Source organism: Pseudomonas sp. SAS7 (assembly GCF_052112345.1).
GTDB classification, from domain to species: domain Bacteria; phylum Pseudomonadota; class Gammaproteobacteria; order Pseudomonadales; family Pseudomonadaceae; genus Aquipseudomonas; species Aquipseudomonas putida_Q.
This window is the reverse complement of record NZ_JBEGGO010000024.1, coordinates 1-12,576: the sequence shown is the minus strand read 5'-3', so window position 1 is coordinate 12,576 and position 12,576 is coordinate 1. Positions and strand designations below refer to the sequence as shown.

Below are 12,576 nucleotides of genomic sequence, written 5' to 3'. Positions count from 1 at the left end.
CATTCCTGAAAATCCCCTGGCCCCGACTATAGCCAGCAAGGCACAGGCGCTTGATCCCTCTAAAGTGTGATTTGCGCTCCATGCCGCCAACTCGCTGCAGTGTTGTCCCGGTTGCGGGCTGGCAGAGCTCAAGGATGGCGCATTTCTGCCATTTGGCAAGGCGCCGGGGCCTCTAGCGTGCGGGTCGCGTTCTGACGCGCGCGACCCGCACGGCGGTCACAGCGTGGAAAGGAACGCGCTGTTGCTGGCCTGCCACTGGACGATGTCCTGGCGGATGCGTTTCTTGTCGAGCTTGCCGACACTGGTCTTGGGAATTTCAGTAACAACGGCAATCTGGCTAGGAATCGCCCACTTGTTGATGTGCCCTTGCTCGACAAATGGCTTGAGATGGTCCTTGAGCGCCTTGGCATCGATGGCCTGGCCATCGCGCACCACCAGCAGGGCAAACGGGCGCTCGCCCCATTGCGGGTCGGCTACCCCAACCACCGCCACTTCGCGCACGGCCGGGTGACGGCTGATGAGGTCTTCCAGGTCGAGCGAAGACACCCACTCGCCACCGGTCTTGATCACATCCTTGATGCGGTCACGGATGTCGATGTAGCCCATGCCGTCGAGGGTGGCAACATCGCCGGTGTGCAACCAGCCCCCCTGCCACAGTTCCTCGCTCTTTTCCGGCTCCTTGAAATAGCCCATGGTCAGCCACGGCGCACGCAGCACCAACTCGCCCTGGGTCTCGCCGTCTGCCGGCAGGAAGTTGCCGTCGCCATCGACAATGGCCGCCTCGACCAGCGGCACCGGTACGCCGGCCTTGATGCGGTAGGTGACGCGCTCATCCTCGCTGCCGGCCTGCAGCTCGTCGTTCAGGTGCGCGGCGGAGATCAGCGGGCAGGTTTCGGACATGCCATACGCGGCGGTCAGCTGGATGCCACGTGCCAGGGCGGCTTGGTACAGCGAACGGTTGAGCGAGCTGCCGCCGATGATGATCTTCCAGCCGCCGAAGTCCTGCCCTTGCGCGTTCGGGCAGTTGAGCAGCATCTGCAGGATGGTCGGCACGCAATGGGAGAACGTGACCTTTTCTTCGCGCCACAGCTTGACCAGCATGTCCGGCTCGTAGCGCCCCGGGTATACCTGTTTCATGCCAAGCATGGTGGCGGCGTAGGGAATGCCCCAGGCATGCACATGGAACATCGGCGTGATGGGCATGTACACGTCGTTGCTGCCGAGCAGGCGCACACTGTCGATGCTGCCGGTGACCGAAGCTTCGGCCAGGGTGTGCAGTACCAGTTGCCGGTGGGTGAAGTACACACCTTTGGGGTTGCCGGTGGTGCCGGTGGTGTAGAAGGTAGTGGCCACCGAGTTTTCGTCGAAGTCCGGGAAGTCGTAGCGTGGGCTGGCGGCTGCCAGCAGTTGCTCGTACTCGCCCACCAGGCCGGGCAGCTCGGCGGTCTTGTCCGGGCCATCGGTCAGCAGCATGGTCTTGTCAACGGTGGTCAGCTGCCCGGCAATAGCCTGGTAGAGGCCGACGAAATCGCTGTTAACCAGCACCACGCGGTCTTCGGCGTGGTTCATGGTGTAGAGGATCTGCTCGGGCGACAGGCGCACGTTGATGGTGTGCACAACAGCGCCGATCATCGGGATGGCGAACATGCATTCCAGGTAGCGGTGGCTGTCCCAGTCCATGACCGCCACGGTGTCACCCGCCTTTACCCCAGCCTCGGTCAGCACATTGGCCAGGCGCGCAATGCGCTCGTTGAGCTGCGGGTACGTCAGGCGCAACTGGTCGCGGTAGACGATTTCGCGGGTCTTTTCATAACGGCTGCCGGACATCAAAAGGCGTTTGATCAGCAGCGGGTAGTCGTAGGCGCCCTCGGTGGGCTTGATGATGCGGGTCTGCAGCATGGGTATCCCTTTTCTGAAAAGCGGGCCGGACAAGTCTGGGAACAACTGTAGTTCGCGAATGTGACGGCTAAATCAGCCGAAGGAATGATTTGGCTGCGCGGGGTATGAGTGGCATTGTCCGGGTGATGGATCATCCCTGCCCTGCCAACGGAGCCTTACTGATGCCAAGCCCGCGTCGCGCCGTGTTTCTCGATCACCATTCCCTGGACCTTGGTGACCTTGACCTTTCCCCGCTACGAAGCCAGTTCGATGAGTTGGAGCTGTTCGATGCAACCCGCCCTGACCAGGTAAGCCAGCGCCTGCAGGGCGCCGTGGCGGTGGTCAGCAACAAGGTCATGCTCGACGCCGCGACCCTGGCCGCCAACCCACAGCTCAAGCTGATCCTGGTGGCCGCCACCGGCACCAACAATGTCGACCTGGCAGCAGCGCGCGCCCAAGGCATCACGGTGTGCAACTGCCAGGGCTACGGCACGCCGTCCGTAGCGCAGCACACCCTCGCCCTGCTGCTGGCCCTGGCCACCCGTCTGTGCGACTACAACCAGGCAGTAGCCGACGGCCAGTGGGCCAAGGCCAGCCAGTTCTGCCTGCTGGACTTCCCTATCGTCGAGCTTGAAGGCAAAACCCTCGGCCTGCTCGGCCACGGCGAACTGGGCGGCGCGGTGGCGCGGCTGGCCGAAGCCTTCGGCATGCGCGTGCTGAGCGGGCAGATTCCCGGCCGCCCGGAACGCGCCGACCGCCTGCCGCTGGACGAGCTGCTGCCACAAGTCGACGCCCTGACCCTGCACTGCCCGTTGAACGAGCACACCCGGCACATGCTCGGTGCCCGCGAACTGGCCCTGCTCAAACCCGGTGCGCTGGTGGTGAACACCGCCCGTGGCGGCCTGATTGACGAGCAGGCGCTGGCCGATGCCCTGCGCAATGGCCACCTGGGCGGCGCGGCCACCGACGTGCTCAGCGTGGAGCCGCCAGTCAACGGCAACCCGTTGCTCGAACCCGGCATCCCGCGGCTGATCATCACCCCGCACAGCGCCTGGGGGGCAGTGGAATCGCGCCAACGCATTGTCGGCCAGCTCAGCGAGAACGCCCAGGCCTTCTTCGCCGGTCAGCCACGCCGCGTGGTCAGCTGAGCGGGGCGGCCGCCTCTGCTACACTGCGCCACTTTTTCCAGGAGGCGTCGTCCATGGACCCGCGCAGTGAAGTATTGCTCCGCCAGGCAGAGCTGTTCCAGGGGCCGCTGCTGATTGCCGGCGCCCCCGCCGATGGCCTGCTCGGCCAATTGCTGCAGGCCCAGGCCTGGACGTGGCACGCAGGCGATCAGGCCCTGCTCGACAGCCGCTTTGCCGGCCGCAGCCACCATGGTGTCGAACCGCCTGAAGTGCCCTTCGACAGCGCTGTGCTGTTCCTGCCCAAGTCCCGCGAACTGGCCGCCTACCTGCTCAATGCCCTGGCGTCGCGCCTGGCCGGCCGTGAGCTGTACCTGGTCGGCGAAAAGCGCGGCGGTATCGAAGGCGCGGCCAAACAGCTGCAAGCCTTTGGCAAACCGCGCAAGCTGGACAGCGCCCGGCACTGCCAGCTGTGGCAAGTGACCATTGAGCAGGCGCCCGAGGCCAAGCCGCTGGAAAGCCTGGCCGAACGCTTCGAACTGGCCCTGGAAGACGGCCCGTTGCAAGTGGTCAGCCTGCCTGGCGTATTCAGCCACGGGCGCCTCGACCGCGGTACCGCCCTGCTGCTCAAGCACCTCGATGGCCTGCCGGGCGGGCATGTGCTGGACTTCGGCTGTGGCGCCGGGGTATTGGGCGCCACGGTCAAGCGCCGCTATCCACAAAGCCGGGTAACCTTGCTGGACGTGGATGCCTTCGCCGTGGCGGCCAGCCGCCTGACGCTGGCTGCCAACGGCCTGGAAGGCGACGTAATCAGTGGTGATGGTATCGACGCGGCACCCACCGAACTGAGCCTGATCCTGAGCAACCCGCCGTTCCACACCGGGGTGCATACCAACTACCAGGCTTCGGAAAACCTGCTGAAAAAATCGGCCGTTCATCTGCGAAAAGGCGGCGAAATGCGCCTTGTTGCCAACAGCTTCCTGCGCTACCAGCCGTTGATCGAAGGTGCGCTGGGCAACTGCCAGGTGCGCGCCGACGCTGACGGTTTCCGGATTTATCACGCAACACGCGGATAAAAACAGCGCTTGCCGAAAGCGTTTTGACTAGGCAGAATCCGCACCGTCCTAGGGGAGTAGTCTCCCGCGAGCACCCAGCTCGCCCGGTACGCGTCAACATACTTGGTCAACAGACCATGGCGCGTGCGACCCACCATGCCAGCCTGCATGGAGAGATCCGCAGAGACGGATCCAGGGTTTGACAAGACCTATGACACGCACACCTTACCCGGGGCGGGGAGGCTGTACGTGTCATAGCCGTGTCGACCCGCCCCCGTAGGAATCCTGATGCTGGAATCTCTGCTGGTCCCCACCGCCATCGTTGCCCTCGCCGAAATCGGCGACAAGACGCAACTGCTCGCGCTCATTCTCGCTGCCCGCTTCCGCAAGCCGTGGCCGATCATTGCCGGCATCATCGCCGCCACCCTGGCCAACCATGCCGCGGCCGGTGCCGTGGGTGCCTGGTTCGGCAGCTTCTTCAGCGACTCGGCATTGCACTGGATCCTGGCCGCGAGCTTCACTGCCACTGCGCTGTGGACCCTGGTACCCGACAAGATGGATGACGACGAGAACCCGGCGCGCCGCTTCGGGCCGTTCCTGACGACGCTGATCGCGTTCTTCCTGGCCGAAATCGGTGACAAGACCCAAGTCGCCACCGTGATGCTGGCGGCGCAGTATCCGCACCTGATCATGGTGATCATCGGTACCACCCTGGGCATGTTGATCGCCAACGTGCCGGTGGTGCTGGCGGGTAACTTCGCGGCAGACAAACTGCCATTGACCCTGATCCGTCGCCTGGCGGCCACGGCGTTCTTCGTGCTGGCCATCGTTGCGGTCTATACGGCGATGAAAGCCAGTGGCTGGGTGGGCTGACCGAACGTTACAGCCTGACGCAAAGCCTGTAGGAGCAGCCTTGCGCTGCGAAGAGGCCGGTACAGGCACCCCAAGTGGACTGCCCTTACCGGCCCTTTCGCAGCACAAGGCTGCTCCTGCAATGGGACCGCGCAAACCGAAAACAAAGTCTTACGGCTTGGCCGCAGCCTGATACAGCGGCATCACCTTCGGAATCGCCGACTGCAGCGAGGCAATGCGGCTTTCGGACGCCGGGTGAGTACTCATGAACTCAGGCGGTGCACCCTCGGAAGCCTTGCTCATTTTGTTCCACAAGGTGATCGCGGCGTTCGGGTCGTAGCCGGCACGCGCCGACAGCTCCAGGCCAATCAGGTCGGCCTCGTTCTCGTTGGCCCGGCTGTTGGGCAAGGTCATGGCGTAGTTCACCACTGTGTCGGCCATGGCCATGCTGCCTTGGCCGAGGCCGAAGATGGCACCGGCCCCCTGGCGGGCCATTTCCACACCGTACGCCTTGGACATGGCTTCACGGCTGTGCTCGCGCAAGGCGTGGGCAATCTCGTGGCCCACTACTGCGGCAATTTCCGCGTCGGTGAGCTTGAGCTGGTCGATCAGCCCGGTGTAGACGATGATCTTGCCGCCGGGGCCGCAGTTGGCGTTCAGCTCATCGCTCTTGATGACGTTGACTTCCCAGTTCCATTGCGCGGCATCCGGCCGGAACTTGGGTGCCTGGGCGATCAGGCGGCTGGCGATTGCCTGCACACGCTTGGCATCGGCGCTGGACTTGTCGAGCACACCCTTGCTCGATGCTTCACCCAGGGTCTGCTGGTACGACTGGGCGTACATCTGGTTGACCTGATCGGTCGAGAGCATGCTGAACATGTACTGCTGGCGCTCGACGCCGACAGCACCGCCGCTGGTGGTGTTCACCGCCTGGCAACCGGCCAGCAGGATGCCAGCACTGAGCAGGCTGACGACAAAAGACTTACGCATGAAAACACTCCCTTTTTACATGCGCCGTATCCTAGGCCGAGTCGCCAGTGCCCGCTATAGCCGTAGGGAAGATTTTCTTCACCTGTACCGGCCTCTTCGCGGGCATGCCCGCTCCCACAGGTATACCGAGCGACCTGTGGGAGCGGGCGTGCCCGCGAAAGGGCCAGTGAAGGCAGAGCATCAGGCCGGGGTCAGGCACTCCGGCGCATCCAGTTTCGGGTCATTGACGAAATTGGCCAAGGCCCGCTCCCGCAAGGTTGCCGGCGGGCTGGCCAGCAACTCGTGCAAGCGGGTAACCGGCGTATCCGGGTCAAGCCAGGCCGCCTGCCCCGCCTCGTCCAGTATCAGCGGCCGACGCTGGTTCATGGCTGCCTGGGTCACCACTGCACAGCTCAGCCACACCTGGTCCTGCACCGGGTAGGCCTCCCACACTGCTGCAAAATACAACGACGAGCCCTCCCCCGGGGTTAGCCAGTACGGGCGTTTACGCACGCTGCCACGCCACTCGTAAAAACCGTTGGCAGGCATCAGGCAGCGACGCAGGCGCAATGCATCGCGAAACATCGGCTGCTCGGCCAAGGTTTCGGCACGGGCGTGGGCAGGGGTACGGGACAGGTCGGTGAGCCAGGCCGGGGTAAGCCCCCAGCGCGCCTTGGCCAGTTGCTGCCGGCCGTCGAGCTGGCGCTGGATCAGCACCGAAGCCCCGGGTGCAATGTTCCATTGGGCCGGCTGGCCTTCGGGGAAGCCAGGCAGGCTGGCAAGCGCCTGGGGCCAGCGAAACAGGGCATAACGTCCACACATGGGCGAATTCAGAACCTAGCAGATCAAGGTACCGGGGAAGCTCTCCGGTTCGTCGCCAACCAGTGGCTGGGCATCATTGTACGCATCGATCAGCTGCCGTGCGTACTCGGCCTGCTCATCCGCTACCGCAAGCCCGAGCAGCCCTTGCAGGGGCAGTTCGCCTACGCCCCCCATCAAGTCACGGCCCACCAGTTGCACATTGATGCCTTCACTGGCCAGCATGCCGACCAGCATTTCGGCTTCGAGCAGGTTTTCAGGTTCGTAGATCCGTCGCATCAGTCGTTCTCACCGAAAACATCCAGCATCCACTCCTCGCCATGAACCTGCAGCACGAAGCGGATAGGCTTGCAGCACACCTGACAGTCCTCGATGTACTCCTGATCGCCACCGGACAGGTCCACCGTGGTTTCGACTTCTTCGCCACAATAAGGGCAATCGTAGTTCGCAGTTTCCAGCATCGCGGCCTCCGGGGTGACTTATGCGTATAATTGCCGGTCTGTTTACAGGGCCTGTGTGTGTCCGAGCCGTTTTTCGGAGCCCGCCCTTACCTTATTACCCTAGCCGTTTCCAACAAGAGAGCATGATGGGCGAATTCGATGCCATCCGACCGTACGACGACGCTGAGGTCCCTGCCGTTCTGGCACGCCTGCTCAGCGACCCGGCATTCCTCGATATCCTCACCCACTTCCGCTTCCCGCGTGCGGCCGGTGCGTTCGGCTGGTTGCTCAAGCCGCTGATTGCCCGCCGCCTGCGCAAGGAATTCGCCGGCGTCACCTGCGTTTCGACCCTGCAGGACAAAGTCGAGTACTACGTCGACCAAACCATCGACCGCGCCACCGACGGCGTTACCTATTCGGGCGTGGAACAGCTCAAGGCCGGCACCGCCTATCTGTTCCTGGCCAACCACCGTGACATCGTCATGGACCCGGCCTTTGTCAACTACGCGGTGTACCACGCAGGCTTGCCCACTCCGCGTATTGCCATTGGTGACAACCTGCTGCAAAAGCCGTTTGTCAGCGACATGATGCGCCTGAACAAGAGCTTCATCGTGCACCGCTCGATCAGCGGGCGCCGCGAGAAGCTGGCGGCTTACCAGTTGCTCTCGGCCTACATCAACCACTCGATCCGCAACGACGCCACGTCGATCTGGATCGCCCAGGCCGAAGGCCGCGCCAAGGACGGTGACGACCGTACCGATTCGGCGATCCTCAAGATGTTCCACATGAGCCGCAAGGACGAGCCGTTCGGTGCGGTGATCCAGAGCCTGAACCTGACCCCGGTGTCGATCAGCTACGAATACGACCCGTGCGACCAGGCCAAGGCCCGCGAGCTGTACATTCGTGCCACTACCGGTACCTACACGAAGGCGCCGGGCGAGGATGACAACAGCATCGCCAAGGGCATTACCGGCTACAAGGGCCGCGTGCACATCAACTTCACCGCGCCGGTGACCGCGTACCACGAGGACACCAAGCAGCTGGCAGCGGAAATCGACCGGCAGATCCTTGGCGGTTACCGCCTGTTCCCGGTGCATTACCTGGCGTATGCGATGTGGGACAGCAAGGATGAGGCGCTGCAGGTGCCAAGTGCCGAGAAAGTGTTCCCAGCGGACGAGCTGGCCAAGGCCAAGGAAGAATGGCAACGCCGCCTGGACGCCTGCCCCGAAGAGCAGCGGCCTTACCTGGTGTTGCAGTATGCGACGCCGGTGCGTAACCAGTACCAGGTCAGGCAGCAGGCACCTGTAGCCTGAAAGATTGCCGGGGCTGCTTTGCAGCCCATCGCGGCACAAGGCCGCTCCTACAGGGGAACGCGATCTCTTGTAGGAGCGGCCTTGTGCCGCGATGGGCCGCAAAGCGGCCCCGATTTCTCAGACCCAAGTACTGAACCAGGACAGTAGCAGCGCCATCGCCAGGCAAGCGAACCCGAGGATGTAGAAGTACCTGGGCACCCGCAGCTCGAACGCGTCCACCACCCCCTCCTCCACCGCCATGTATTCGCGGGTCTCGGCCTCGCGCCGCCGTGCGCTGTGCAGCAGCAACCCGCCCGGGCAGGTCAGCAGCAGCGCCAGCAGGTTGATCAACTTGGTGGGATGGGCGGCCAGGAACCCCCAGAGCACTTGCAAGGACATCACGCAACCTCGGTGTGAGCAGCGGCAAAGGCCCGCATTCTACCCAAGTCGCTGTTCGGCGCCCGGCATGGGCGACAAAGTGTCATTAAATTTCATCTGTCATCCGCTCGTCATCTGAACAGGCCACCCTGTCGGCCTTTCATGACCCGGAGCTTGTTCATGTTGCATGCCGAAAACCAGGACCGCCTCTACCTCGTTGCCCAGAGCGATGAACAACAGGCGTTGATCGATGGTTTTGCCATCAATGTGCAGGACCGCCAGTGGCTGGTCTACTGTGCGCTGGGCGGGCATGTGCATGAAGATTTGCCAGAGGTGGATGCCGGGACTGGCTTCAGCTTGCTGGATTTCTACGTAGAAGCAGCGTAAGCCTGAACCGGCCTCTTCGCGGGTGAACCCGCTCCCACAGGGACCGCACCGAATCCAAGGCCTGCGCTGTACCTGTGGGAGCGGGTTTACCCGCGAAGAGGCCAGCACAGGCAACAAAAAACCCGCTACCTGGCACAGGGAGCGGGTTTTTTCATGCTGCCGAACGCTTACTGGCCCAGCACCTGCCCGATGGTCGGGTCTTTGAACAGGCGGGTCAGGGCATCGCTCAGCACATCACCCACCAACTGGGTATTGGTGTCCTGGTTCGGCGCCATGCCGAAACGCTGGTCCAGCGAAGCGCCGTAACGGCCGCTGTAGCTGCGCCCGCCATTGCGCACGTCGGCGCGGAAGGTGGCGCCGATGGTGGCCTCGGTCACGTACAGGTTGTCCTTGGGCGACTGATATTTCAGCTCGGCCAGGGTAACGGTCAGCTGGGGGGCACCAGAGGCGTTCGGCGTCGGGGTGAAGCCCAGCAGGCGCACTGCAGCTTCGGCCTGGGCCTGCAGCTTGGGTACCACGTCGTTACCGCTGACGCTGATGGTGCTGGTCTCAGGGTACATGCCACCACGGGTGCCCAAGGATTGCGAAGGCCGACCGTCAACTACCCGCACAACGACCGGCTGGCCGTGACCCACAGGGGCGAGCTGGGCCTTGAGCGTGGGTTGCGGGTTGAGTTGTTGCGGGCTGTGGGCACAACCGACCAGGCTGAGGCTGGCCACGGCAATCAAACCGAACAACAGACGTTGCAACATGCGCGTTTCTCCAGAAAATGCGGCAAAGGCCCACAGTATACCTAGCCAGGCACAGGCCAGTCATCGGCGCGAACCGCTTGTCACAATCGTTTCATGGCCCCGCCCTTATCCTTGCGCCAAGCCCTCACGCAAAGGACTCGCCGCCATGGCCTCGCTCTGGACTCTGCTCTTCCAACGCCCGCGCCACCTCACCTACGCCCGCCTCGATGGCCAAGGCAAATGCCTGGCTTTCAAGCAATGCAGCCAGGTGCCAAGCGGCAGCGGCTGGGTCCAGGTCGGTGAAATCCAGGTGGCCTGGCTGGGCCGCGAGCTGCCCGCCGACGCCCGGGTTTGCGCCCGCGCAAGCCGCCGCTGGCACCTGCGCATCCTCGCGGCCTGACAAACGCTGCAATAAAAACCACGAATGGCGACATTTCTGCCTGCGACATCGCTATAATCTCCCCCCGATTATAAGGACGTCTCCTGATCGGGCCCCGCACTCGCCGATTGACCCCGGCAACTTCACCCGCTTCGCCCACAGAGAGCCTTCCACTCAGGTCTTGCATCGGCTGTCGTGCCTGCTTTTCCGGCCCTTCACACTGCATGAACCTGCGGGTTGCCATCGCGCAGTCCCCTTTTGAGGTTCACGTCTCCAAAAGAGCGTGAAAAAACGGTTTTCACAACTTCACAAGAGTGTGGCGAGCAAATGAACAGTCTGGCATGTGCAAAAGCGGCAGATGTGTCCCGAACAGCCCTGAACAGGCGGCAAATGCGCTCATCCCGTATGAGTGTCTGAACCGTTCCATAACGCACGCACGACACCTTGACCATAAGTCGAATTGCCGCACCCGTGGCAAACGGCGTTCAATAGCTGAACCCGAAGACTGATTGGCGGTGTCCGCGGAAGTTGCAAGAACTGCGAAAAGTCGGACATGGCGACCCTGGCTACCCCAGGTCCTATGCTGTCAATTAGGTAGCTGTAGATTGTGGAGACGCGTTAAATGGCGCAGAACGAATCGGTTGATGTAGTACTGGTAGGCGCGGGCATCATGAGTGCCACCCTGGCCGTACTGCTGAAGGAGCTTGACCCGACCCTGAAGCTTGAGGTCGTCGAGGCGATGGACTCCGGAGCCGCGGAAAGCTCCAACCCCTGGAACAACGCAGGCACCGGCCACGCTGGCCTGTGCGAGCTTAACTACACGCCCCAGGCCGCCGATGGCAGCATCGACATCAAGAAGGCCGTGCACATCAACGCCCAGTTCGAGGTGTCGCGCCAGTTCTGGGCCTACCTGAGCAAGAAGGGCAACTTCGGCTCGGCGCGTGCGTTCATCAACCCTGTCCCGCACCTGAGCTACGTCGAGGGTGACAAGGGTGTTTCCTTCCTCAAGAAGCGCTTCGAGCTGCTCAAGCAGCACCATGCCTTCGCTGACATGGAATACACCGAAGACAAGGCGGTGATGAGCGACTGGATGCCGCTGATGATGCCAGGCCGCCCGGCTGACCAGCACATTGCAGCTACCCGCGTAGCCAAAGGCACCGACGTCAACTTCGGCGCCCTGACCAATAAGCTGCTCAAGCTGCTGGGCGACTCGCCGGATGCGCAGGTGAAGTACAGCAAGAAGGTTGTCGGCCTGCGCCGTAACGGCAAAGGCTGGACCGTGAGCATCAAGGACGTCAACAGCGGCGGCAGCCGCGAAGTCGACGCCCGCTTCGTCTTCCTCGGCGCCGGCGGCGCGGCCCTGCCGCTGCTGCAAGCGTCCGGCATTCCGGAAAGCAAAGGCTTTGGCGGCTTCCCGGTCAGTGGCCAGTGGCTGCGTTGCGACAACCCGGAAATCGTCAAGCAGCACCAGGCCAAGGTCTACAGCCAGGCCGCCGTGGGCGCCCCGCCGATGTCGGTACCGCACCTGGATACCCGCGTAGTGGACGGCAAGACTTCGCTGCTGTTCGGCCCGTACGCCGGCTTCACCACCAAGTTCCTCAAGCACGGTTCGCTGATGGACCTGCCGCTGTCGGTGCGCATGGGCAACATCGGCCCGATGCTGGCCGTGGCCCGTGACAACATGGACCTGACCAAGTACCTGGTCAGCGAAGTGATGCAGTCGATGGAGCAGCGCCTGGAAGCCCTGCGTCGCTTCTACCCGCAGGCCAAGGCCGAAGACTGGCGCCTGGAGGTGGCTGGTCAGCGCGTGCAGATCATCAAGAAAGACCCGAAAAAAGGCGGCGTGCTGCAGTTCGGTACCGAGTTGGTCTCGGCCCAGGACGGCAGCCTGGCCGCACTGCTCGGGGCTTCGCCAGGCGCTTCGGTGACCGTGTCAATCATGCTGGAACTGATCGAGCGCTGCTTCCCCGAGCAGGCCAAAGGTGCCTGGGCTGCCAAGCTCAAGGAAATCTTCCCGGCGCGCGAGAAGACCCTGGCAACCGATGCTGCCCTGTACCAGAAGATCAGTGCCGACAACGACGTGGCGCTGGACCTGGTGGAAAGCAGCCCGGCGGCCAAGCACTACGCCTGAACCGCCCGGTAACGAAAAAACGCCCCTCGGGGCGTTTTTTTATGCCTGGATCTCTATCAGCCTGTGCTGGCCTCTTCGCGGGCTTGCCCGCTCCCACAGGTTCGGCGCTGCCCTCATCCCTGTGGGAGCGGGCGAGCCCGC

14 protein-coding genes and 1 riboswitch are annotated in these 12,576 nt (G+C 63.1%); of the genes, 7 read left to right on the top strand and 7 right to left on the bottom strand.

Annotation, left to right across the window (positions count from 1 at the left end):
• Positions 1–216: 216 nt before the first annotated feature.
• Positions 217–1,899: a fatty acid--CoA ligase gene (locus ABI582_RS27370; protein WP_442120840.1), complete on the bottom strand. Its 1,683-nt coding sequence runs from the start codon at positions 1,897–1,899 to the stop codon at positions 217–219.
• 161 nt (positions 1,900–2,060) lie between these two features.
• Here ABI582_RS27370 and ABI582_RS27365 point away from each other — a divergent pair, with 161 nt between their 5' ends.
• The 3 genes from ABI582_RS27365 to ABI582_RS27355 all read left to right on the top strand — a co-directional run bounded on the left by ABI582_RS27365 (position 2,061) and on the right by ABI582_RS27355 (position 4,930).
• Positions 2,061–3,026, top strand: coding sequence for a 2-hydroxyacid dehydrogenase (locus ABI582_RS27365; RefSeq protein WP_442120839.1), 966 nt, complete (start codon positions 2,061–2,063; stop codon positions 3,024–3,026).
• A 53-nt stretch (positions 3,027–3,079) separates the two neighbouring features.
• Positions 3,080–4,078, top strand: a complete 999-nt coding sequence (locus ABI582_RS27360) for a methyltransferase (RefSeq protein WP_442120838.1) — start codon at positions 3,080–3,082, stop codon at positions 4,076–4,078.
• A 39-nt stretch (positions 4,079–4,117) separates the two neighbouring features.
• Positions 4,118–4,258: riboswitch (yybP-ykoY riboswitch) on the top strand.
• Between the two features lie 87 nt (positions 4,259–4,345).
• Positions 4,346–4,930 (top strand): TMEM165/GDT1 family protein, encoded by a 585-nt coding sequence (locus ABI582_RS27355; RefSeq protein WP_016501477.1) that lies wholly within the window; start codon positions 4,346–4,348, stop codon positions 4,928–4,930.
• A gap of 150 nt (positions 4,931–5,080) precedes the next feature.
• On the opposite strand, the gene ABI582_RS27350 is transcribed toward ABI582_RS27355, so the two are convergent.
• The 4 genes from ABI582_RS27350 to ABI582_RS27335 all read right to left on the bottom strand — a co-directional run bounded on the left by ABI582_RS27350 (position 5,081) and on the right by ABI582_RS27335 (position 7,158).
• Entirely contained in the window at positions 5,081–5,899 is an 819-nt protein-coding gene (locus ABI582_RS27350; RefSeq protein ID WP_442120837.1) for a M48 family metallopeptidase, read from the bottom strand.
• Between the two features lie 180 nt (positions 5,900–6,079).
• The gene (locus ABI582_RS27345) at positions 6,080–6,700 is read right to left on the bottom strand and encodes an SOS response-associated peptidase (RefSeq protein ID WP_442120836.1); all 621 of its coding nucleotides are present in this window, start codon (positions 6,698–6,700) and stop codon (positions 6,080–6,082) included.
• Positions 6,701–6,715: 15 nt separating this feature from the next.
• Positions 6,716–6,976, bottom strand: coding sequence for a putative signal transducing protein (locus ABI582_RS27340; protein WP_016501480.1), 261 nt, complete (start codon positions 6,974–6,976; stop codon positions 6,716–6,718).
• Positions 6,976–7,158 carry a CPXCG motif-containing cysteine-rich protein gene (locus ABI582_RS27335; RefSeq protein ID WP_019472473.1) on the bottom strand — a complete coding sequence of 61 codons (183 nt, stop codon included), beginning with the start codon at positions 7,156–7,158 and terminating at the stop codon, positions 6,976–6,978. The genes ABI582_RS27340 and ABI582_RS27335 overlap by 1 nt, the downstream gene beginning before the upstream one ends.
• A gap of 122 nt (positions 7,159–7,280) precedes the next feature.
• Between ABI582_RS27335 and ABI582_RS27330 the strand changes: the two genes are divergently transcribed.
• Positions 7,281–8,450: a 1-acyl-sn-glycerol-3-phosphate acyltransferase gene (locus tag ABI582_RS27330; RefSeq protein WP_442120835.1), complete on the top strand. Its 1,170-nt coding sequence runs from the start codon at positions 7,281–7,283 to the stop codon at positions 8,448–8,450.
• 117 nt (positions 8,451–8,567) lie between these two features.
• Here the strand turns inward: ABI582_RS27330 and ABI582_RS27325 are convergent, their stop codons facing one another.
• A complete protein-coding gene (locus ABI582_RS27325) occupies positions 8,568–8,828 on the bottom strand; it encodes a hypothetical protein (RefSeq protein WP_442120834.1) in 261 nt (86 codons plus the stop codon).
• Positions 8,829–8,987: 159 nt separating this feature from the next.
• Here ABI582_RS27325 and ABI582_RS27320 point away from each other — a divergent pair, with 159 nt between their 5' ends.
• Positions 8,988–9,194, top strand: a complete 207-nt coding sequence (locus ABI582_RS27320) for a hypothetical protein (RefSeq protein WP_016501484.1) — start codon at positions 8,988–8,990, stop codon at positions 9,192–9,194.
• A 167-nt stretch (positions 9,195–9,361) separates the two neighbouring features.
• Here the strand turns inward: ABI582_RS27320 and ABI582_RS27315 are convergent, their stop codons facing one another.
• On the bottom strand, positions 9,362–9,946 hold the full coding sequence (locus ABI582_RS27315) for a YajG family lipoprotein (RefSeq protein WP_016484885.1): 585 nt from the start codon (positions 9,944–9,946) through the stop codon (positions 9,362–9,364).
• A 145-nt stretch (positions 9,947–10,091) separates the two neighbouring features.
• On the opposite strand from ABI582_RS27315, the gene ABI582_RS27310 reads away from it, so the two are divergent.
• Together ABI582_RS27310 and mqo are read left to right on the top strand one after the other, a co-directional pair.
• Entirely contained in the window at positions 10,092–10,325 is a 234-nt protein-coding gene (locus ABI582_RS27310; protein WP_442120833.1) for a hypothetical protein, read from the top strand.
• Positions 10,326–10,926: 601 nt separating this feature from the next.
• A complete protein-coding gene (gene mqo, locus ABI582_RS27305) occupies positions 10,927–12,435 on the top strand; it encodes a malate dehydrogenase (quinone) (RefSeq protein WP_174371609.1) in 1,509 nt (502 codons plus the stop codon).
• Positions 12,436–12,576 lie beyond the last annotated feature (141 nt).